Source organism: Planosporangium mesophilum, from assembly GCF_016863255.1.
Lineage (GTDB): Bacteria > Actinomycetota > Actinomycetes > Mycobacteriales > Micromonosporaceae > Planosporangium > Planosporangium mesophilum.
In genome coordinates, this window is the sequence record NZ_BOON01000003.1 from 25,101 (window position 1) to 45,348 (window position 20,248).

At 70.9% G+C, this 20,248-nt stretch carries 21 protein-coding genes; 3 read left to right on the forward strand and 18 right to left on the reverse strand.

Annotated elements, in window-relative coordinates; all coding sequences use genetic code 11:
• The 7 genes from atpA to Pme01_RS02090 form a co-directional block, all read right to left on the reverse strand.
• Window positions 1-1,647, reverse strand: a complete 1,647-nt coding sequence (atpA, locus tag Pme01_RS02060; protein WP_168112933.1) for a F0F1 ATP synthase subunit alpha — start codon at window positions 1,645-1,647, stop codon at window positions 1-3.
• 55 nt (window positions 1,648-1,702) lie between these two features.
• Entirely contained in the window at window positions 1,703-2,524 is an 822-nt protein-coding gene (locus tag Pme01_RS02065) for a F0F1 ATP synthase subunit delta (RefSeq protein WP_168112932.1), read from the reverse strand.
• Window positions 2,524-3,090: a F0F1 ATP synthase subunit B gene (locus tag Pme01_RS02070; protein WP_168112931.1), complete on the reverse strand. Its 567-nt coding sequence runs from the start codon at window positions 3,088-3,090 to the stop codon at window positions 2,524-2,526. Before Pme01_RS02070 ends, Pme01_RS02065 begins: the two co-directional genes overlap by 1 nt.
• Window positions 3,091-3,116: 26 nt before the next feature.
• The gene (gene atpE, locus Pme01_RS02075) at window positions 3,117-3,341 is read right to left on the reverse strand and encodes an ATP synthase F0 subunit C (RefSeq protein WP_168074150.1); all 225 of its coding nucleotides are present in this window, start codon (window positions 3,339-3,341) and stop codon (window positions 3,117-3,119) included.
• A 90-nt stretch (window positions 3,342-3,431) separates the two neighbouring features.
• Window positions 3,432-4,220, reverse strand: a complete 789-nt coding sequence (gene atpB, locus Pme01_RS02080; RefSeq protein WP_168112930.1) for a F0F1 ATP synthase subunit A — start codon at window positions 4,218-4,220, stop codon at window positions 3,432-3,434.
• A 25-nt stretch (window positions 4,221-4,245) separates the two neighbouring features.
• Window positions 4,246-4,461: an AtpZ/AtpI family protein gene (locus Pme01_RS02085; protein WP_168112929.1), complete on the reverse strand. Its 216-nt coding sequence runs from the start codon at window positions 4,459-4,461 to the stop codon at window positions 4,246-4,248.
• A gap of 197 nt (window positions 4,462-4,658) precedes the next feature.
• Window positions 4,659-5,093 carry a hypothetical protein gene (locus Pme01_RS02090; RefSeq protein ID WP_168112928.1) on the reverse strand — a complete coding sequence of 145 codons (435 nt, stop codon included), beginning with the start codon at window positions 5,091-5,093 and terminating at the stop codon, window positions 4,659-4,661.
• Between the two features lie 40 nt (window positions 5,094-5,133).
• On the opposite strand from Pme01_RS02090, the gene Pme01_RS02095 reads away from it, so the two are divergent.
• Window positions 5,134-6,612 carry an SDR family oxidoreductase gene (locus tag Pme01_RS02095; protein ID WP_168112927.1) on the forward strand — a complete coding sequence of 493 codons (1,479 nt, stop codon included), beginning with the start codon at window positions 5,134-5,136 and terminating at the stop codon, window positions 6,610-6,612.
• Here Pme01_RS02095 and Pme01_RS02100 read toward each other — a convergent pair.
• Window positions 6,609-7,205, reverse strand: coding sequence for an arsenate reductase/protein-tyrosine-phosphatase family protein (locus Pme01_RS02100; RefSeq protein WP_168112926.1), 597 nt, complete (start codon window positions 7,203-7,205; stop codon window positions 6,609-6,611). The two genes, Pme01_RS02095 and Pme01_RS02100, sit on opposite strands and share 4 nt — an antisense overlap.
• A gap of 148 nt (window positions 7,206-7,353) precedes the next feature.
• Here Pme01_RS02100 and Pme01_RS02105 point away from each other — a divergent pair, with 148 nt between their 5' ends.
• Window positions 7,354-8,019 carry an L-threonylcarbamoyladenylate synthase gene (locus Pme01_RS02105; RefSeq protein ID WP_168112925.1) on the forward strand — a complete coding sequence of 222 codons (666 nt, stop codon included), beginning with the start codon at window positions 7,354-7,356 and terminating at the stop codon, window positions 8,017-8,019.
• Window positions 8,020-8,045: 26 nt separating this feature from the next.
• Here Pme01_RS02105 and Pme01_RS02110 read toward each other — a convergent pair whose 3' ends face one another.
• The gene (locus Pme01_RS02110) at window positions 8,046-8,690 is read right to left on the reverse strand and encodes an L-threonylcarbamoyladenylate synthase (RefSeq protein ID WP_168113411.1); all 645 of its coding nucleotides are present in this window, start codon (window positions 8,688-8,690) and stop codon (window positions 8,046-8,048) included.
• A complete protein-coding gene (gene prmC, locus Pme01_RS02115; protein ID WP_203935389.1) occupies window positions 8,690-9,577 on the reverse strand; it encodes a peptide chain release factor N(5)-glutamine methyltransferase in 888 nt (295 codons plus the stop codon). Before prmC ends, Pme01_RS02110 begins: the two co-directional genes overlap by 1 nt.
• Before the next feature lie 114 nt (window positions 9,578-9,691).
• On the opposite strand from prmC, the gene Pme01_RS02120 reads away from it, so the two are divergent.
• Window positions 9,692-11,176, forward strand: coding sequence for a GGDEF domain-containing protein (locus Pme01_RS02120; protein WP_240947657.1), 1,485 nt, complete (start codon window positions 9,692-9,694; stop codon window positions 11,174-11,176).
• A 17-nt stretch (window positions 11,177-11,193) separates the two neighbouring features.
• On the opposite strand, the gene Pme01_RS02125 is transcribed toward Pme01_RS02120, so the two are convergent.
• The 8 genes from Pme01_RS02125 to Pme01_RS02160 form a co-directional block, all read right to left on the reverse strand.
• Window positions 11,194-11,373, reverse strand: coding sequence for a hypothetical protein (locus Pme01_RS02125; RefSeq protein ID WP_239087967.1), 180 nt, complete (start codon window positions 11,371-11,373; stop codon window positions 11,194-11,196).
• A gap of 215 nt (window positions 11,374-11,588) precedes the next feature.
• A complete protein-coding gene (gene prfA / locus Pme01_RS02130; protein WP_168112921.1) occupies window positions 11,589-12,677 on the reverse strand; it encodes a peptide chain release factor 1 in 1,089 nt (362 codons plus the stop codon).
• Between the two features lie 109 nt (window positions 12,678-12,786).
• On the reverse strand, window positions 12,787-13,014 hold the full coding sequence (gene rpmE / locus Pme01_RS02135; RefSeq protein ID WP_168112920.1) for a 50S ribosomal protein L31: 228 nt from the start codon (window positions 13,012-13,014) through the stop codon (window positions 12,787-12,789).
• Between the two features lie 287 nt (window positions 13,015-13,301).
• Complete coding sequence (gene rho, locus Pme01_RS02140) at window positions 13,302-15,377, reverse strand: transcription termination factor Rho (RefSeq protein WP_168112919.1); 2,076 nt, start codon at window positions 15,375-15,377, stop codon at window positions 13,302-13,304.
• 275 nt (window positions 15,378-15,652) lie between these two features.
• Window positions 15,653-16,603, reverse strand: coding sequence for a homoserine kinase (thrB, locus tag Pme01_RS02145; RefSeq protein ID WP_168112918.1), 951 nt, complete (start codon window positions 16,601-16,603; stop codon window positions 15,653-15,655).
• A 76-nt stretch (window positions 16,604-16,679) separates the two neighbouring features.
• Complete coding sequence (locus tag Pme01_RS02150) at window positions 16,680-17,915, reverse strand: MFS transporter (protein WP_239087968.1); 1,236 nt, start codon at window positions 17,913-17,915, stop codon at window positions 16,680-16,682.
• A complete protein-coding gene (gene thrC, locus Pme01_RS02155; protein ID WP_168112917.1) occupies window positions 17,912-18,961 on the reverse strand; it encodes a threonine synthase in 1,050 nt (349 codons plus the stop codon). The genes Pme01_RS02150 and thrC overlap by 4 nt, the downstream gene beginning before the upstream one ends.
• Window positions 18,962-18,963: 2 nt before the next feature.
• On the reverse strand, window positions 18,964-20,247 hold the full coding sequence (locus Pme01_RS02160; RefSeq protein ID WP_168112916.1) for a homoserine dehydrogenase: 1,284 nt from the start codon (window positions 20,245-20,247) through the stop codon (window positions 18,964-18,966).
• Window position 20,248 lies beyond the last annotated feature (1 nt).

A 20,248-nucleotide genomic window follows, 5' to 3' on the forward strand; every position in this document is an offset into this window, starting at 1 on the left:
CTACGCCTGTGCCTTCGGCCGCACCTGGCGGGTGACCGTCTCCTGGCTCTCGACGCCCTCAGCCATCGCCTCGGCCGGCGCCTCGTTGACCCGCACGTTGTCCTCGCTGGCCAGGAAGGCCTGCTTGAACTTCGTGACCTCTTCGGTCAGGGCGTTGACCGTGTCGTCGTCGAGGACGTTGGTCTCGGCGAGCGAGGTCAGCAGCTCCGACCGGTGGCGGCGGAGGTGGGCGAGGAAGTCCTGCTCGAAGCGGCGGACGTCGCTCGCCGGGATCTCGTCGAGCTGACCGGTGGTGCCGGCCCAGATCGACACGATCTCCTCGACGACCGAGTACGGCGAGTACTGCGGCTGCTTGAGCAGCTCGACCAGGCGCGCACCGCGCTCGAGCTGAGCCCGCGACGCCTTGTCCAGGTCCGACGCGAACGCGGCGAACGCCTCCAACTCGCGGTACTGCGCGAGGTCCAGGCGCAGCCGGCCCGAGACGCTCCTCATCGCCTTGACCTGCGCCGAACCACCGACGCGAGACACCGAGGTACCGACGTTGATCGCCGGACGCACGCCCTGGTTGAACAGGTCGGCCTCCAGGAAGATCTGGCCGTCGGTGATCGAGATGACGTTGGTCGGGATGTAGGCCGAGATGTCGCTGGCCTTCGTCTCGATGATCGGCAGGCCGGTCATCGAGCCGCCGCCCAGCTCGTCGGAGAGCTTGGCGCAGCGCTCCAGCAGCCGGGAGTGCAGGTAGAAGACGTCACCCGGGTAGGCCTCGCGGCCCGGCGGGCGGCGCAGCAGCAGCGACACGGCGCGGTAGGCCTCGGCCTGCTTCGACAGGTCGTCGAAGACGATGAGGACGTGCTTGCTGTTGTACATCCAGTGCTGGCCGATGGCCGAACCGGTGTAGGGGGCGATGTACTTGAAGCCGGCCGGGTCGCTCGCCGGGGACGCGACGATCGTCGTGTACTCCAGCGCGCCCTGCTCCTCCAGCGTCCCCCGAATCGAGGCGATGGTGGACGCCTTCTGGCCGATGGCGACGTAGATGCAGCGGACCTGCTTCTTCGGGTCGCCCGAGCGCCAGTTGTCGCGCTGGTTGAGGATCGTGTCGATCGCGATCGTGGTCTTGCCGGTCTTGCGGTCACCGATGATCAGCTGCCGCTGGCCACGGCCGATCGGCGTCATGGCGTCGATCGCCTTGATGCCGGTCTGCAGCGGCTCCTTCACCGGCTGGCGCGCCATCACGTTGGGCGCCTGCAGCTCCAGCTCGCGGACGTCCTCGGCCTCGATGTCGCCAAGGCCGTCGATCGGCTGACCCAGCGGGTCGACCACGCGACCGAGGAAGCCGTCACCGACGGGTACCGAGAGCACCCGCTTGGTGCGCTTGACCTGCTGGCCCTCCTCGATACCGGTGTAGTCGCCCAGGACCACGACACCCATGTCGCGGACGTCGAGGTTCAGCGCGACACCCAGGGTGCCGTCGGCGAACTCCAACAATTCGTTGGCCATTGTCGAGGGAAGGCCCTCGACGTGGGCGATGCCGTCGCCCGCGTCGGCAACGATGCCGACCTCCTCGCGGGTCATCTCGGGCGTGTACGACGAGACGTAACGCTCAAGAGCGTTGCGGATCTCGTCGGAGGAGATGGTCAGCTCGGCCATCCTCTGCTTCCTCTAGTCTCGGCTCGGGCTACCCGAGGAAAATCGATTCTCATCGTTATCTGGCGAGCAGGGCGCGCGCCTCGGCGAGCCTGCGCTGCACGGTCCCGTCGTAGAGGTCAGATCCGATCCGAACCCTCATCCCGCCGATGACCTCGGGCTTGACCTCGACTTTCAGGGATACCTGACGACCGTACATCTGGGTCAGCTTGTCGGCCAACGCCCGCTCCTCGGCCTCGGTGGGCACCACCGCCGCGACGACGTAGGCGACCGAGGCGTCGCGCCGGGCGGCCGCCAACTCGACGAGCCGGGTGAGCGCGGTGAGCAGCGAACGCCCGCCGAAACCGGTCAGGGCCAGCTCCGCCAGGCGTACGGTCGTCGGCTTCGCCCTGCCCTCCAGCAGCGAACGCAGCAGTTCGGCGCGCCGCTCGACCTCCACTGTGGGATCACCGAGCGCCAGGGCGAGCGACTGGCTGCCCTCGACGATCTGCCCGAACCGGAACAGCTGGTCCTCGACGTCGGTCAGCTCGCCGTCGCGCTCCGCGGCGGCGAGCAGCAGGTCGACACCGAGCCGCTCGGTGGCGTCGAGCAGCGCGCTCGGCACCGCCCAGCGCCCGCTGACCAGGTCGGTCAGCAGGGCGAGGGTGTCGTCGCTGACCTTGTCGGACAGCAGCTGCCGCAGCAGGTCGACCCGGGCGACGGTCGGCCGGCTGATGTCGGCGAGCGCCCGGCGCAGCCGGGGCTCACGGTTCATCAGCCGGGCGACCATCAGCACCTCGTCGGCGAGCTGCCGCAGCCGCTCCGGGTCAGCACCGGCGGCGAGGCCGTCGAGCCGATCCTGAACCGCGGCGTACTGCTCGCGGATGGCGGCCGGCTCCATCAGCGCCGACCCCCAGCCCCGGCCGGCTCCGTACCCTCACCCAGTTCGGCGAGGAAGCGCTCGACCGTGCCGCGACGACGGGCCTCGTCCTCCAGGGACTCACCGACGATGCGGCTGGCCAGGTCGACCGCGAGCTTGCCCACCTCGGCGCGCAGCTCACGGACGGTCGTCGAGCGCTCGGCGGCGAGCGCCTCCCGGCCGGCGTTGATGATCCGCTCGGACTCCTCGCGGGCACCGGCCAGGATCTCGTCCCGGATGCCGGCCGCGTCGGCGCGCGCCTCGTCCCGGATGCGCGCCGCCTCGCTGCGCGCATCGGCCAGCTGCTCGCGGTACTGCTGCAGCAGCGTGCTCGCCTCTGCCTGCGCCTCCTCGGCCCGCTTGATGCCACCCTCGATGGCCTCGACGCGGGCCCGGAACGTCTCCTCCATGCGGGGGAAGACGTACTTCATCAGGACGAAGCAGAGCAGGGCGAAACCGACCGCGCCGACGACGATCTCCTGCCAGATCGGGATGATCGGGTTCGGAGGCTGTTCGGCAGCGCCCTCAGCGAGAAAGTAAAGGTGCATGGGGTACTCCCCTCGTTACTGACGGATCAGCCCGCGGACCAGACGAAGCCCAGCGCGATGCCGATCAGAGCCAGCGCCTCGGAGAGCGCGAAGCCCATGAACAGCCAGGTGCGGTTGTAGCCAGCCGACTCGGGCTGACGGGCGGACGCCTGGATGTAGGCGGCGAAGACAATGCCGACGCCGATGCCGGGGCCGATGGCGGCGAGGCCGTAGCCGATGGCGGCGAGGCTACCGGTGATTGCGAGATCCATTTCCGGGATTTCCTCCTGGGACTGGCGCGTGCTTGTCACGCGTCGTTGGATTGGCAGTTATTGCCAGGGGTTGCGCAAGTCAGTTGTGGATCAGTGTTCTTCGGCGAGCGCGCCCTGCAGGTACGCGGCGGTGAGCAGGACGAAGACGTACGCCTGCAGCACCGCGATGACCGCCTCGAACAGCGTCAGTCCGACCGCGAGCACCCACGACACCAGCGAGACCGGCTTCAGGATGACCGCGTTGGCGCCGAGCAGCGCGAAGCCGCCGAGCGTGAAGACGAGCAGGATCAGGTGGCCGGCGAACATGTTGGCGAAGAGCCGGATCGCGAGCGTGATCGGCCGGAGGACCAGGTTCGAGAAGAACTCGATCGGGATCAGGATCGGCGCGACCCACCACGGCGTCCCCGGGGGGAGGGTGTTCAGCCTGATGTACTTGGCGAAGCCGTGCTTGCGGATGCCGACGTAGTTGTACATCACCCAGGAGAGCAGGCCGAGGAGAGCCGGGAAGGCGATGTGCGACATCGGCGAGATCTGGGCCAGCGGGATGATGCCCCAGATGTTCGAGACCAGGATGAACAGGAACAGCGACGTCAGGTACGGCGCGAAGCGCAGACCCTCACGGCCGATCACGTCCCGGGCGACGCCGTCGCGGACGAAGCCGTAGATCGACTCGGCGATCCACTGCCCCTTCGACGGGACCAGCTTGGGGCTGCGGTAGGCGATCAGGAAGAACAGGATCACCAACGCGATGCCCGCCCACAGCAGCACCGTGATCTTGGAGACCCATGGCTGCCCACCGAGTCCAGGCAGGAAGAACTCCTCGACACTCGGCGGGAAATGTGCCCCGCCCTCGGCGAGTACCGCCGGTAGCTGCCTCACCGCACCACCCTTCGTTCGCCCGGCGCTATGCGCCCAGTCTCTTGACGATCAAGTAGATCGCCGCCGCAGTGCCGACGACCAAACCAAGGATCAGTCCGATGTGCGGCAGCCCGAGCCAGCTGTCGAGCAGCCAGCCGAGGAAGCCCCAGATACCGATCCCGCCCATCAGATAACCGAGCGCCGCGTAACCGGCGTTCGCGCCGGCGGCACCCTGCTGCTGGGGGGACTGGTCATCGGACATGACGCGGGAAACATATCAGCCGGGAATCCGCGCCCGTGACTCGACCCCCGCGTGTTGACGCGCGGGGGTGTGCGATGCATCTCCGGGGGCTCAACCGGCGAGCGACAACATTACTCCGCGTGGCGCAGGAGTCCAGATGTCCGTCGTTGCAAGTCGTGAACGTGACCCGCGGGGGCGACTACCGCCGGGCCGCTCGACTACTGAGGGTCGATCTCCACGTACGGGATCTTGGCGTGGGTGATCCACCACAGGTGGGCGCCGTTCCAGCCGAACACCGCGGCGAGGATCGCGAACGCCATCGGGTGCAGGCCGGGCCACGTGCTTCCGCCCACCGCGATGAGCAGGGCGCCGAGCAGGCTGAACTTGATCGCGTACGTCGCCAGCCCCACCGGCATGGCGAGCTGGGTGTCGATCGAGTCCGCCCACGCCACGGCCAGGCCGGAGAGGACGTAGCTCACCGCGACCCCGAGCACGCCGATGGCGGCACCGAGGGCACCGGACGCCCCGTGCGTCATCGCGGCGATCGGGACGGCGGCCACCAGTACCACCGCGCACCCGACCAGGCCGGCCGGCACGTGGTTGAGCCGCCGGCGGATCCGCCCGGGCCCCGCTGAGGTCGCGATGGTGGTCATTCCGGAAAGTCTACGGCCACCTTGGAGAGATCCTTGAGGTATGCGCTGTCTGGTCACCGGAGCGACCGGCTACGTCGGCGGCCGGCTCGTACCCCGACTGCTCGCCGCCGGCCACGACGTACGGTGCCTCACCCGGGACGCCCGGCGGCTGCGCGACGTGCCGTGGGCCGGCCAGGTGGAGATCGTCACCGGCGACGTGAACGATCCGGCGACGCTGCTGCCCGCGTTCGCCGGGGTCGACGTCGTCTACTACCTGGTCCACTCGCTCGGTCGGAGGGATTTCGAGGAGATCGACCGGGCAGGCGCGACCAACGTCGCCGCCGCTGCGGCCTCGGCCGGGGTACGCCGGATCGTCTACCTCGGCGGCCCCGCACCCACCGGCCACGGTGCCGGTTCGGCGCACCTGCGCTCCCGGGCCGAGGTCGCCGGCATCCTGCTCGCCGGCGACGTCCCCGCGGTCGTGCTGCGGGCACCGGTGATCATCGGCTCGGGGTCGGCGTCGTTCGAGATGCTGCGGTACCTGACCGAGCGGCTGCCGGTCATGGTCGCACCGCGGTGGGTGCGCAACCGGATCCAGCCGATCGCGATCCGGGACGTGCTGTACTACCTCGTCGCGGCGGCCGGGTCGTTCCCGGCCGAGACGAACCGCGCCTTCGACATCGGCGGTCCGGACGTCCTCACGTACGCCGACCTCATGCAGCGGCACGCGGCCGTGGCCGGCCTGCGGCGACGGGTCCTCCTGCGGGTACGGCCGCTCACGCCGAACCTGTCCGCGCTGTGGGTCGGGCTGGTCACGCCGGTACCGAACGCGATCGCCCGCCCCCTGGTGGCGAGCCTGATCCACGAGGCGGTCTGCGACGAACACGACATCGCCAAGTACATACCGGACCCGCCCGAAGGGCCGACCGGGTTCGACGAGGCTGTCCGGCTCGCGCTGCGCCGCATCCGCGACGCCGACGTCGAGACCCGCTGGTCGACGGCGACGTGGTGGGGCGCGCCGAGCGAGCCGTTGCCGACCGACCCGACCTGGTCGGGCGGGACCACCTACACCGACGACCGGGAGCGGACCGTGCACGCCCCGGCCGGGCGTCTGTGGCGGGTGATCGAGGCGATCGGCGGCGAGCACGGCTGGTACTCGTTCCCCCTCGCGTGGTCCGTACGCGGCTGGCTGGATCGGCTGGTCGGCGGGGTCGGGCTGCGCCGTGGCCGGCGCGACCCGCACCGGTTGCAGGTCGGCGAGGCGCTCGACTTCTGGCGGGTCGAGGAGATCGAGCCCGGCTCGCTGCTGCGGCTGCGCGCGGAGATGCGGCTGCCGGGACGGGCCTGGCTGGAGATGCGCGTGTGCGACGAGCACGATCGCGACGGACGCAGCCGGTACCGCCAGCGGGCCGTGTTCCTCCCCCGCGGCCTGGCCGGGCACGCGTACTGGGCCGCGGTCCGGCCGTTCCACGCGGTGATCTTCGGCGGGATGGCCCGCAACATCGCCCGTACCGCCGAGCGGGCGGACCCCGCGGCTTAGGCGCCCAACAGCGCCGCCGCCAGGGGTCGTACCGTCTCCTCGATCTCGTCGGCGACCCGGCCGAAGTAGCGGTGGCCGCGGCCCCAGGGATCGTCCAGGTCGTCCCCGGGCCGCGGCGGCTGGTCGGCGCGCAGGTCCGCGACCGCGGACACCAGCGCCACCCCACGGGCGTACACCGCGTCGGGCGCCGGCTCGGCGGGCGGCAGCGCCGACAGGTCGACCTGCCGCAGCAGCCGGCCGAACTCCCCCAGCACGAAGGCGCGGTCGGCGGCGTCCGGGGCGAGAACCTGTACGAACTCGTGCTGCTCGGCGGTCGCGGTCAGGATCAGATCGGACGCCTCGATGTGCTCGGCGGCGAGCTGGCGGGCGCGGAACGTCTCGATCTCACCACCGCGGGCGAGCACCTGACGGGCCGCGGCGGCGTCCATCCTGTCCCCCGCGTGCCAGCCGCCGGTACCCGTGCTGTGTACGAACAGCAGGTCGTCGGCCTTGTCCCCGGCCAGGTCCCGGGCGGCGACGACGAGCAGCCGCTCGGCCATCGGCGACCGGCAGATGTTGCCCATGCAGACGTGCAGGATCGAGAACGGCGGCACTACGAGTCCGAGGCGATGGAAGATCCGGTCATCATGGCGTCGAAAGTCTACGCTCGGGACGCCACAGTACGATTGACGGATCACAGACTGTCGCGATTTGTCGCACCAGCGGTACGAGCTGCCGCAGGCGATGTCGATTGGGAGAGCAGTGACCAAGTTTGAGTACGCCTCGGCCACACCTGGCAAGTTGCTCACGTTCGGCGAAGCCGCTCGGATCGCGGACATCCTGCGACGGGGTGGGCTCGCCGTGCTGCCGACCGAGACCGGGTACATGATCGCGGCCGCCGCGACCGATACCGCCGCGGTCTCGAAGGTCTTCCACGCCAAGCAACGCAGCCTGTCCAACCCCATGCATGTGGCCGTCGCGTCGCTGGCGATGGCCCAGCAGTTCGCGGAGATCTCCCCGCTGGCGGCGCGCCTGATGGGCGAGTTCACGCCCGGGCCGCTGACGATCGTCGTCCCCCAGTCCGGCCGTCTCCCCACCTCACTTGTCACCCTCAACGGCACCGTCGGTATCCGCGTGCCGGATCATCCGGCGACGCTCCAGGTCGTCGCGCTGCTCGGTGAGCCGGTGACCGCGACCAGCCTCAACCGCTCGGGCGAGGAGAGCCTGCCCCTCGATCGCACCCAACTCGAGTCGCTGGAATGGCCCGACGACGAGATCGTTCCCGTACTGGAGGACAAGACCTCCATCACGCAGAGCTCGGCGTCGACCCTCGCTCGCATCACCGCCGGTGACGTCGAGATCCTGCGGGTCGGGCCGGTCAGCGAGGCCGCCGTCCGCCGCGCGGTGGAGAACGAACAGATCGCCTAGCCCGGTCCGCCGACTCCGACGCGAGGTCAGGCTTCCTCCGGCGCCCGCATCTCGGGCACGACCGTCCGCAGGGTCTCCAGCGATATCGCCCCCGGCCTCAGCATGCGGGGCGTGTCACCGGTGAGGTCGACGATCGTGCTCGACGGAAGATCCAAGAACTGCGGCGATTCCAGGTAGACGCTGACCGCGTAGCCCAACTGTTCCCGCGCTTCCTCGACCGTCCGGGGCAGCGGCTGCCCCGCCTTGTTGGCGCTGGAGACGGCCATGGGGCCGGTCTCACGGAGCACCTCCAGGGCGACCGGGTGCAGCGGCATCCGCACCGCGACCGTACCGCTGCCGCCGTCGCCCAGGTCCCACTGGAGACTCGGCGCGTGCTGGACCACGATCGTCAGAGCGCCCGGCCAGAACGCCTCCACCAGGTCGCGCGCCGCGGGCGACAGCGAGTACACCAGGCCGTCGAGGGTGTGCCGGGAGCCGACGAGTACCGGCGTCGCGCTGTCGCGGCCCTTGGCGTTGAGCAGCGAGCGCACGGCCCACGTCTTGAAGGCGTCGGCACCGATGCCGTACACCGCGTCGGTCGGCATCACGACCAGGTCTCCGCGCTGGACGGCCTCCACGGCCGCCGCGATCCCGCGAGCCCGCTCGTCAGGCTTGGTGCAGTCGTAGAGCATCACGACGAAGAGTCTGTCACGTGAGTTCTCAGGCGTTGCGCCGTGGCGAACCGCGGCCGCCCCGCCAGGTCCCGGTGATCCGCGATCGCCTCGAAGCGACCCTCCGCGCGCAGCAGCGCCGGCACGGCCTCGCCGTGGGTGTCGTCGTGCTCGACGCCGAACCAGCCGCCCGGCCGCAACAGCCGGGCCACCCGGGGCGCCAGGTCGCGGATCAGGTCCAGGCCGTCCTCCCCCGAGAAAACCGCGGGGTACGGGTCGAAGCCGGCGACCTCCGGCGGTACCGGGGTGCCGGCGGGCACGTACGGCGGGTTGCACAGCACCAGGTCAACCGTGCCGTCCAGGTCGGCCAGCACGCCGGGGTCGGTGACGTCGCCCGCCACGACCCGGACGTTGCTGCCGGACGCGTTGCGGCGCAGCCACTCCAGCGCCGCCGGGTCCCGCTCGACCGCGTACACGGTCGCGGCGGGGCGGGCGGCGGCGACGGCGAGGGCGATCGCGCCGGACCCGCTGCACAGGTCGACGACCACGGGGCTGAAGAGCACGGCCCCGGAGAGCGCGCCCAGGCCCCACTCGACGAGCAGTTCCGTCTCGGGGCGCGGTACGAACACCCCCGGCCCGACCGCGACCTCGACGTGGTGGAACGGCGCGACTCCGGTGAGGTGCTGGAGCGGTACCCGCCGGGCCCGTGCCGCGACGAGATCGCGCAGCCGTCCGGCGCGGGCCGGGTCGAGATCCGGCGCGAGGGCCAGCTTCGAACGGGGCAGTCCCAATACGTGGGCGGTGAGAATTTCGGCATCCACGCGCGGCGAGGCCACTCCGGCCGCCGACAAAACGGCCACCGCTTCCCGGATCGCCCTTGAGGTATTGATCAACTGCTCCGTGTGCATGTCGTCAGGGGCTGGGGACACCCCATAATCATGGGGCACCGTTGCGTACGCGCGAGGGGGGGCCTGCGGGTGGGTCATGGCGTTGACAGCGCCGTCGAACTGGAGCAGGTCCGCATGCTTCTTCTCGCGGGACACTGCACCGAGGCGGGCGCGCTCATCGGACGCATCCTCACGAACACCGACGGAGCCGAGCGGGCCGACGCGCTGACGCAGTACCTCGCCGTGCTGATCAACCTGCGGTACAGCGACGAGTACGGCCCGGCCATGGACGCGGCGTTCGAAGCCGCCCGCGGCCACCCCGACCCCGCCCGCGCCGGCGTGCTGCACGCGTACGCCGCGGTGATCGCGCTGCACGACCGCTCGCTGGAGACGTGCGTGTGGCACCTCGTCCTGGCGGCGCGCACGCTCAACGCCGTCGAGCTGACCGATTCCGAGATCGTGCGGGCCTGGCACAACCTCGCCATGGCGTACTCGTACGCCGGCTTTCACGGTCACGCGCTCGCCGCCATCGAACGGACCCGTACGATCGCCGGCTCGCTCGGGATGGAGACCGGCTTCTTCGCCGCGCCCGGCATCCGGGTGCGGCACGCGGTCTCCCTCGACCAGCACGGCGACACCGAGGGCTGCACCCGGATCCTGCGCGACGTGGTGCACGACCTCGGCCTGCGCCAGATGGGCGGCGAGCTGAAGCTGCTCCGCCCGATCAGCCTCCGGGCGTACGGGTACGCGATCGCCCGGCTCGCCGCGCTCGGCCACCACGGGCCTATGGTCGACACCGACCCGCGGGTACTGCTGCTGGCCGAGGACGACTCCGTGACGGCCCGGGACTTCGCGGTGCTCGGCGCCGTGTGCCTCGCCATCGCCGAGCACCGGCCGATCGAGGCTCTCGCCCGGTTGGAGACGGCGCAGGTGTCCCACGAGACGCTGGGCGCCGCCGAGGGGCACCGGCTGCGCGCCCTCGCCTACCTCGCCGCCGGCGACATGGGCTCCGCGTACTCCGCCGACCGGCAGGCGTTCCGCATCGCCGGCGGCTCCAACGAGAAGCTGCGCGACCTGTTCGTCGAGGGCATGGCCGCCCGCGTCGACCGGGAGGACCTGCGCCGCCGCGCCGACTGGTACGCCGGGGCGGCCAACACCGACCCGCTGACGGGGCTACCCAACCGGCGGTCGCTGGAGCAGTACGTGCACGCCATGGTCGCCAGGGGCGAGTCTCTCGTGCTCGGCGTCTGTGACCTCGACGGCTTCAAATCGGTCAATACCGTTCACGGGCACCTCTCCGGCGACCTCGTTCTGCAACGCGTCGCCGGGGTGCTCAACCGGGTGATGCGCCGGGGCGACTTCGTGGCCCGGTACGGCGGCGACGAGTTCGTGGTGGTGCTCGCGACGACGTCGCAGGAGGAGGCGAGCGAGATCGCCCGCCGGGTCGTCACCGCGGTGTCCAGTGAGGACTGGGAGTCGCTGGTACCCGGTACGCCGGTCAGCGTGACGATCGGCTGGGCCGGGATCTCCGAGGACGGCCCGTTCACCACGGTGGCCGACGCGTTCGTGGCCGCCGACCACGAGATGCTGAAGGCCAAGGAGATGCCCCGGGCCTGCTGAGGGTGCGGGCGGAACCGCTACCGGTCGCGCCGCTGGCGGCCGGTGGCGAGCCAGCGCTCGAGTTCGGCGCGCTCCTGGGCCCGCTGCCGGTCGGCGCACACCGCGGCCCAGGCGTTCGCCTGCGCGGTGGGGATCCGGCTCTGCCCCAGGACGGAGCAACCAACACGGTAGATCAGGCCGGCCGTAGCGCCGATCACGGCGCGAGGGGCGGCAGTGATATCGACTGGTGCGTTCCGCATCGGCGAAGACATGACCGCGGTTTCCCCCTGGGAAGACTGATGCCCAACAAACCGTACCGGACACAATGCTGCCCAGCCCCGGTTTCGCGAGTGTGACGGTGACGTCAATCAAGCATTGCGGCCCAGATCACGATCATCGCTGTCTGGCAGCGAAGCGTGCTGATCGGCGGAGATTACTTGCGCACCAACTGCGTCTCTCCGGCGAGACGGGCCTGCCGGTCCGCCTCGGTCAGAGCCTCGAGCACCCCGTCCATGTCACCGGCGAGCGCCAGGTCGAGGTTGTACGCGGTGTACCCGATCCGGTGGTCGGTAACCCGGTTCTGCGGGAAGTTGTACGTGCGGATCCGCTCGGACCTGTCGACGGTACGGACCTGCGCCTTGCGCGCGTCGGAGGCGGCCGCGGCGGCCTGCTCCTCGGCCAGCTGCGCGAGCTTCGCCCGCAGCATGCGCATGGCCCGGTCCTTGTTCTGCAGCTGGGAACGCTCGTTCTGACAGGAGACAACGATCCCGGTCGGAATGTGGGTGATCCGCACGGCCGAGTCGGTGGTGTTGACGCTCTGCCCACCGGGACCCGACGAGCGGAACACGTCGATCCGCAGGTCACCCGCGTCGATCTCGACCTCGGCCTCCTCGGCCTCGGGCGTGACCAGTACGCCGGCGGCGCTGGTGTGGATGCGCCCCTGCGACTCGGTGACGGGTACCCGCTGAACGCGGTGGACGCCGCCCTCCCACTTCAGCCGCGACCACACGCCGTGGCCGCCCTCGGGCATGCCGCGCGTCTTGATCGCGACCGCGACGTCCTTGTACCCGCCGAGGTCGGAGTCCTGGGAGTCGAGCACCTCGGTGACCCAGCCGTGCCGCTCCGCGTACCGGAGGTACATCCGCAGCAGGTCACCGGCGAACAGGGCCGACTCCTCGCCGCCCTCTCCCGCCTTGATCTCCAGGATCACGTCCTTGGCGTCGTTGGGGTCGCGCGGCATGAGCAGCTCCGCCAGCCGCTCCTCCAGCTCGGGCAAGCGCGCCTCGATCTCGGCGGCCTCGGCGGCGAAGTCGGGGTCTTCCGCGGCGAGTTCGCGCGCGGCGGTCAGGTCGGCACGGGCCTCCCCCAGTTCGGTCGCGGTCTTCGCGATCGGGGTGAGCTCGGCGAACCTGCGACCGACCTTGCGGGCTGCGTTCTGGTCGGCGTGGATGGCCGGGTCGGCAAGGCGCTGCTCCAACTCGGCATACTCGGCGAGGAGGGACTCCAGGCGCTCGCTGTTCATCATCTTCCTATCTGGGCCGGCCCGGTCACGTCTACGGAGGTGCTGAATACGAAGACGGCGCCCGCCCGCGGCCCCGGAGGGCAGCGCGGTGCGGGCGCCGTCGGCGCAGCTACTTGTCGGCCTTCTTGGCCTGAGCCTTGGCGTACTTCTGCTGGAACTTGGCGACCCGGCCGGCGGTGTCGAGGACACGCTGCTTACCGGTGTAGAACGGGTGGCACACGTTGCAGGTCTCAACGTGGATCTGGCCGTTGCTCGCCGTACTGCGAGTGGTGAAGGTGTTGCCGCAGGAGCAGGTGACCTGCGTCACGTCGTACTGCGGGTGAGCGTTGGGCTTCAAAGCTGGCGGTCCTCTCGTGTGTGGTCGCCGGGTCGCCGTCTGCACCACCGCCTGGGGCGGCTCGGGCGTGAACCGGTACCTGGCCGACGTACCAGTGTGCCATGCCGGCTTGACCGATGTGTCGGTGCTACCCGCTCAGCACACCCGGAGTACACAACGCCGTCGGCGGCCGGGGCATTCCGCAGGTCCGCGACCTGTCCCGTCACCGGGAGGGGCCGGCAGGAGAACCGGGAAAGGAGAAGGGGCGGCCGCGCTCCTCGCGCGACCGCCCCTTCTCCGACGTGCTGTTACTCGCCGGGCGTCGACTGGGCGATCTGCATCAGGAACTCGATGTTCGTCCGGGTCTTCTTGAGCCGGTCCAGAAGCAGGTCGAGCGCCTGCTGCGAGTCGAGCGCGTGCAGCACCTTGCGGAGCTTGTGCACGATCACGACCTCTTCCGGCGCCATCAGGATCTCTTCCTTACGGGTGCCGGACGCGTCGATGTCGATGGCCGGGAACACCCGCTTGTCAGCGATCTTGCGGTCGAGCTTGAGCTCGGCGTTACCCGTGCCCTTGAACTCCTCGAAGATGACCGTGTCCATCATCGAACCGGTCTCGACCAGCGCGGTGGCGAGGATCGTCAGCGAGCCGCCGTTCTCGATGTTGCGGGCCGCACCCAGGAAGCGCTTGGGCGGGTACAGCGCCGTCGAGTCGATACCACCGGAGAGGATCCGGCCGCTGACCTTGGCCTCGAGGTTGTACGCCCGGCCCAGGCGGGTGATCGAGTCGAGCAGCACGACCACGTCGTGGCCCAGCTCGACCAGGCGCTTGGCCCGCTCGATCGCCAGCTCGGCGACCATGGTGTGGTCGCCCGGCGGCCGGTCGAACGTCGAGGCGATGACCTCGCCCTTCACCGACCGCTGCATGTCGGTGACCTCTTCGGGGCGCTCGTCGACCAGCACCACCATCAGGTGGCACTCCGGGTTGTTACGGGTGATCGCGTTCGCGATCGACTGCAGCACCATCGTCTTACCCGCCTTCGGCGGCGAGACGATCAGTGCACGCTGACCCTTGCCGACCGGCATCACCAGGTCGATGACGCGGGTGGTCAGGATGTGCGGCTCGGTCTCCAACCGCAACCGCTCCTGCGGGTACAGCGGCGTCAGCTTGTAGTACTCCGGACGGCGACGCGCCTCCTCAGGCTCCATCCCGTTGACGGTGTCCAGCCGCACCAGCGGGTTGTACTTGTCGCGCCGCTCGCCGCCGCCGTCACGGGCCTGGCGCACGGCGCCGGTGACCGCGTCACCACGGCGCAGACCGTACTTCTTGACCTGCGACATGGAGACGTACACGTCGTTGGAGCCGGCCAGGTAACCCGTGGTCCGGATGAAGCCGTAGTTCTCGAGCACGTCGAGGATGCCGGCCACCGGGACGAGCACGTCGTCCTCGTTCGTCTGCGGCTCGCCGCCGCCTCCGCCTTCGCGCTCACCACGGCCGCCGCGCCGACGGTCCCGGAAGCGGCTGCGCCGGCTGCGCCGGCCACCGCTCTCGTCATCGTCGTCGTCACGGGCGTCGTTACGGACGTCACCGCGCTCGGCGCGCTCACCACGGCCGCCGCGGTCGTCGGTCCGGCCGTTACGGCCGCCGCGCTCACCACGCTCGGCCCGGTCGCCGCGCTCGGCACGGTCACCACGCTCGCCACGCTCGCCGCGCTCGGCACGGTCACCACGCTCGGCACGGTCACCACGCTCGGCACGGTCACCACGCTCGCCACGCTCGCCGCGCTCGGCACGGTCACCACGCTCGGCCCGGTCGCCGCGCTCGGCCCGGTCGCCGCGCTCGGCCCGGTCACCACGCTCGGCCCGGTCGGTCCGCTCGCCGGCGTCGTCGTGCCGCTCGGTGCGCTCGACGGTCTCGGTGCGGGCGCTCGCGTCGGCCCGCTCGGTCGTCTCGGTGCGGGCGCGCGTGCGGACCCGCTCGATCTTGTCTTCGGTAGCCGCCCGCGGCTCCGGCGGACCCGCCGGTCGGCTGGCCCTGCGGCCGGGCCGCTCCTCGGTGTCGCCACTCTCGTCGGCGCGCACCTCGGCCCGTACCTCCGCGCGGGGGGCCTCCGCGCGGGCGGCGACCTCACCGCGAACGCCCGGCGTCCGCGTGTCACCGCTCTGCTTGTCCTGGATTGCGGCAACCAGCTCGCCCTTACGCATGCGGGCGATGCCGGAGATGCCGAGCGACGAGGCCAGATTCTGCAACTCAGGCAGTAGCATCGCGGACAGTCCGCTGCCGGTGCGCCGACGGCGGGGGGCACCCGTACGCTCAGCGCTCTCGGCCACGACCGACGAGCGGTCGCCAGAGACGTCCGACGTCACGTCGGTAGTGTCGCTCAATGGATTCCTTCCCTCGATAGGCCGGGACTGCCCGGGTCGAGATTCGACGGCCGGGGCGGTCCGCGGATACACCCGCTTCGCGTGGGCGTTACGGGAGTCTGTGCAGCCGTGCGGAGGCCGGGCCACCCGTGCGGTCAAGCCCCGCCAATGCAGGCGATCCGTGGAGACTGCGGTTGGCGGCCGGGGCTTTAGCAATGAGGTGCCACGGGTAAATTGGGGTACGCCGCCCGCTCGAGATCGCCGCACTTGAAGCGGCTACTAGCTCTAGAGCGTAGTCAACCGGCCCAACCTGCGGCAACAGAGTCCCGCTCGGCGTGTCCAAGGGTACCCGATCTCGTGCTGCTCGTCACTGTCGCCCCCCTCGTGTCGATGTCGAGGGGCCACACCTTCCAGCCCGGTACCAGCGGCGACGTCCATCCGTCCGTCACCAGCGCCAGCACGGTCGGGCCGGCGCCGCTGATCACGGCGGGGATGCCCTCGGCGCGCAGTTGCGCGACCAGGGCCGCGCTGGCCGGCGCTCCGGACGCCCGGTACGGCTGGTGCAGCCGGTCCTCCGTGGCGGGAAACAGCAGCTCAGGGGCTCTGGTAACGGCGTGTACCAGCAACGCCGAACGGCCGGCGTTGAAGGCGGCGTCGCCGTGCGGTACCGATTCCGGCAGGGCCGCACGGGCGACCTCGGTCAGTCCGCGCTCGGACGGCACGAACACCACCGGACGGATGGCGGGCGCCGGGTCCTCGCGGACCGCGCGCGCCCCGTCGTCCTGCGTCCAGGCGATCGTGAACCCGCCCAGCAAGCAGGGCGCGACGTTGTCGGGGTGCCCTTCCAGCCGAGCGGCGAGCCGTAGTACCGCCTCGTCGGACATCCGGGCTGCACCATCCACAACAAGCGCCCGGCCTGCGAGTATTCCGGCCACGATGGCCGCCGAGGACGATCCGAGCCCCCGCGCCTGCGGTATGCGGTTGTGGCACCGCAGCGCCAGCCCGCTCGGGTGTTCGCCCAGCTCGTCGAAGGTTGCCTTCATCGAGCGCACCACCAGGTGATCGGCGTCGGTCGGCAGGTCGCCCTCGCCCTCGCCGGTCACTTCGACGCTGACGCCGCCCGCCGTGACCCGCGCCGTCACCTCGTCGTGGCACGCGAGCGCGAGCCCGAGCGCGTCGAAGCCTGGCCCCAGGTTTGCGCTGGTGGCGGGTACCCGTACCGATACCGGGTCGGTCAGCAGTGCCATGCCGCCATGCTAGGCAACCGACGCGGCGGCACCGCTCACCGACCCGCGCACCGCCCGCATGGTGATCACCACCGGGTCACTGCGTGGACGTCGCCATCGGCTGCGACGAGTCGAGCCGCCGCAGTACCCGCCGGGTCACCAGGCGCCAGCAGACCGCGTACCCGAGCGTGACCGCACCGCAGCAGGCGATCAGGACCCGGGTGTTGACGTGGTCGATGAACACGCTGACCAGCAGCTGGCTGATGGTGATAGCCACCGTCGTGATCATGTAATTCGTCGCGAGCACCCGGCCCCGCAACCCGTCCGGCACCTCCGACTGCAGGGCGTAGGTCGCCATCGCCCAGTTGCCGCCACCGCCCGTGTGCGCCAGCACGACCAGCACCACGACCAGCCAGAACCACGGCACCACCGCGACTCCGAAGTACGCCAGCCCATAGGTGGCCATGGAGACCGCCATCCCCGGCAGCAGCCAGGGCCGGTCCGCCAGTACCCGCCGCAGCAGCAGCGGCCCGATGACCGCGCCCAGCCCGCGGGCGGCGAACAGCGCGCCGGTACCGGTCGCGCCCGCGGCGAAGACGGCCGTGGTGAGCAGCGGGAACGCCGTGAGCACGCCGTTGCCCAGCCCCACTCCGGACTGGACGGTCACCAGCGACGCGACCCGCGGCCGGGCCCGGATGTAGCGCAGCGCCTCCCCGATGGCGGCGAACGTCCGTACCGCCGGTCGTGCGGAGCCGGCCTGCATCGGCCGGCGGACCAGCCATACCAGCGCCGTCGCCGCCGCAAGGCAGACCGCGGTGATGACGAAGCAGGCGTACGCGCCGACGTGAGCGGCGAGCACGCCACCGAGCGAGGCGGCGACGACGGCCATCGTGCCCCACGCCGAGCCCGCGATCGCGTTCGCGGTGGCCAGGTCCACGGGCTCGACGAGGTTGGGCAGCGCCGCGGAGGCGGCCGGGGTGTAGAACGCCTTCGCGACGGCCAGCGCGGCGACGGCGGCGGGCGCGATCCAGGCGGTGCCCGGCGACCGTACGAGCAGCAGCGCGGCGACGGCCAGGATGCTGGCGGCGCTGGACACCAGCATGATCCGCCGGCGGTCGAACCGGTCGGCGACGGTACCGGCGAACGGCAGCAGTACCGCCTGGATGCCGGTGTCGACGGCGAGCACCAGCCCGCCCCACAGCCCGCTGCCGGTCAGCTTGGGCAGCAGGACCAGCAGCGGGACCATGACGAACCAGTCGCCGCCGAACATGACCAGTTCGGCGGCGAACAGGTGGCGGAAATCCCGGTTGCGGCGGAGGACGGAAAGGATCAAGCGAGGCCGAGCTCCCGGGCGGCCGCGAACGCGTCGGCCGGGATGGTGGTCGGCGCGGGGGCGGTCGAGATCGCCCACTCCGGGTCCTTGAGGCCGTGGCCGGTGACGGTGCAGACGACCGTGGAGCCCCGCGGCACCAGGCCGGCCTCGGCCGACTGGAGCAGCCCGGCGACGCTCGCCGCGCTCCCCAGCTCGACGAAGACGCCGACCTTGCGGGCCAGCAGCCGGTACGCGTTGAGGATGTCCCGGTCGCTGACCGCGTGGATCAGGCCGCCCGACTGGTCGCGCGCGTCCACCGCCCTCGTCCAGGACGCCGGGTTGCCAATCCGGATCGCGGTGGCGATCGTCGAGGGCTCGCGTACCACGGCGCCGTTCACGATCGGCGCGGCGCCGGAGGCCTGGAAGCCGTACATCTTCGGCTTACGGCTCGCCTCGCCGGCGTTGAACGCCTCGTTGTAGCCCATCCAGTACGCGGTGATGTTGCCGGCGTTGCCGACCGGCAGGCAGTGGATGTCGGGGGCGTTCCCGAGCGCCTCCACGATCTCGAACGAGGCGGTCTTCTGCCCCTCCAGCCGGTCCGGGTTGACCGAATTGACCAGCGCTACCGGGTAGTCGATGGACAGCTTCGACGCGAGCGCGAGGCAGTCGTCGAAGTTGCCGTTGACCTGGAGCAGCCGGGCGCCGTGCACGAGCGCCTGGGCCAGCTTGCCCATCGCGATCTTGCCGCTGGGTACCAGGACCGCGCAGGTGAGACCGGCGCGGGCCGCGTACGCCGCCGCCGACGCCGAGGTGTTACCGGTCGAGGCGCAGATGACCGCCTTCGCGCCGGACTCGACCGCCTTGGAGACGGCCATCGTCATGCCCCGGTCCTTGAACGAGCCGGTCGGGTTGGCGCCCTCGACCTTGAGGTACACGTCGCAGTCGAGCCGTGCGGACAGCTCAGGCGCCGGTACCAGCGGCGTGTTCCCCTCCAGCAGGGTCACCACCGGGGTGGACTCGGTCACCGGCAGACGGTCCCGGTACCGCTCGATCAATCCGCGCCACATGGCTACTCCCCTTCGACGCGCAGAACGCTGGCGACCGACCGGACGATGTCCAGGCCGCGCAGTTCGGCGACGGTCGCGGCCAGAGCCGCGTCCGGCGCCCGGTGGGTGACGATCACGAGTACGGCCTCGTTGCCGCGCCCCGACTGGTGGACCGTGGCGATGCTCACGCCGTGGTCCGCGAATACCCCGGCCACCGCGGCCAACACGCCGGCCCGGTCGGCCACGTCCAGGCTGATGTGGTACCGGGTGGTGACCTCGCCGATCGGGCGGATGCGCAGATCGGCGTAGGCGGACTCGCTGGCCGCCCGGACTCCGGCGAGGCGGTTGCGGGCGACGGCGACGATGTCGCCGAGCACGGCGCTCGCGGTCGGGGCGCCGCCGGCGCCGGGGCCGTAGAACATGAGCTGCCCGGCCGCCTGCGCCTCGACGAAAACGGCGTTGAACGCGTCGCCCACGCTGGCCAGCGGATGGGTACGCGGGATCATCGCCGGGTGCACCCGCACGCTCACCGCGTCACCGGAGCGTTCTGCCAGGCAGAGCAGCTTGATCGTGCAGCCCATCGCCTTCGCGCTGGCCACGTCGGCCGCGCTGACCTCGGTGATGCCCTCGCGGTACACGTCGGCGGCTCGTACCCGGGTGTGGAAGGCCAGCGACGCGAGGATGGCCGCCTTCGCGGCGGCGTCGAAGCCCTCCACGTCGGCGGTGGGGTCGGCCTCGGCGTACCCGAGCACGGTCGCCTCGTCGAGCGCCTCGGAGAAGCCGGCGCCGCTTTCGTCCATCGCCGACAGGATGAAGTTGGTGGTGCCGTTGACGATGCCGGTGACCCGGGTGATGCGGTCGCCGTGCAGCGACTCGCGCAGGGGCCGCAGCAGCGGGATCGCACCGGCGACGGACGCCTCGTAGTAGAGGTCGGCGTGCCCGTCCACGGCCGCGGCGTGCAGCGTCGGGCCGTCCTCGGCCAGCAGCGCCTTGTTCGCGGTCACCACGCTCTTACCGGCCCGCAGCGCCTCGACCAGCCAGGTACGGGACGGCTCGATGCCACCCACGACCTCCACGACCACGTCGACGTCCTCGCGCTTGACCAGCCCCAGTGCGTCGGTCGTGAACAGGGCCGGGTCGACCGGCAGGTCGCCCCGCTCGCGGGTGGGGCGGCGCACGGCGACGCCGACCAGTTGCAGCGGGGCGCCGATCCGGGCGGTCAGGTCGGCGGCCTGCTCGTGCAGCAGGCGCACCACCTCGGTACCGACCGTGCCGCAGCCGAGAAGCGCAACCCTGACCGGATCCATG

Excerpts from the sequence above, each read along its gene's own strand:
- atpA (WP_168112933.1), bottom strand. The coding sequence starts at position 1,647 with ATGGCCGAGCTGACCATCTCCTCCGACGAGATCCGCAACGCTCTTGAG.
- Pme01_RS02065 (WP_168112932.1), bottom strand. The coding sequence starts at position 2,524 with ATGGAGCCGGCCGCCATCCGCGAGCAGTACGCCGCGGTTCAGGATCGG.
- Pme01_RS02070 (WP_168112931.1), bottom strand. The coding sequence starts at position 3,090 with ATGCACCTTTACTTTCTCGCTGAGGGCGCTGCCGAACAGCCTCCGAAC.
- atpE (WP_168074150.1), bottom strand. The coding sequence starts at position 3,341 with ATGGATCTCGCAATCACCGGTAGCCTCGCCGCCATCGGCTACGGCCTC.
- Pme01_RS02085 (WP_168112929.1), bottom strand. The coding sequence starts at position 4,461 with ATGTCCGATGACCAGTCCCCCCAGCAGCAGGGTGCCGCCGGCGCGAAC.
- Pme01_RS02090 (WP_168112928.1), bottom strand. The coding sequence starts at position 5,093 with ATGACCACCATCGCGACCTCAGCGGGGCCCGGGCGGATCCGCCGGCGG.
- Pme01_RS02095 (WP_168112927.1), top strand. The coding sequence starts at position 5,134 with ATGCGCTGTCTGGTCACCGGAGCGACCGGCTACGTCGGCGGCCGGCTC.
- Pme01_RS02110 (WP_168113411.1), bottom strand. The coding sequence starts at position 8,690 with ATGCTCTACGACTGCACCAAGCCTGACGAGCGGGCTCGCGGGATCGCG.
- prmC (WP_203935389.1), bottom strand. The coding sequence starts at position 9,577 with ATGCACACGGAGCAGTTGATCAATACCTCAAGGGCGATCCGGGAAGCG.
- Pme01_RS02120 (WP_240947657.1), top strand. The coding sequence starts at position 9,692 with ATGCTTCTTCTCGCGGGACACTGCACCGAGGCGGGCGCGCTCATCGGA.
- prfA (WP_168112921.1), bottom strand. The coding sequence starts at position 12,677 with ATGAACAGCGAGCGCCTGGAGTCCCTCCTCGCCGAGTATGCCGAGTTG.
- thrB (WP_168112918.1), bottom strand. The coding sequence starts at position 16,603 with ATGGCACTGCTGACCGACCCGGTATCGGTACGGGTACCCGCCACCAGC.
- thrC (WP_168112917.1), bottom strand. The coding sequence starts at position 18,961 with ATGTGGCGCGGATTGATCGAGCGGTACCGGGACCGTCTGCCGGTGACC.
- Pme01_RS02160 (WP_168112916.1), bottom strand. The coding sequence starts at position 20,247 with ATGGATCCGGTCAGGGTTGCGCTTCTCGGCTGCGGCACGGTCGGTACC.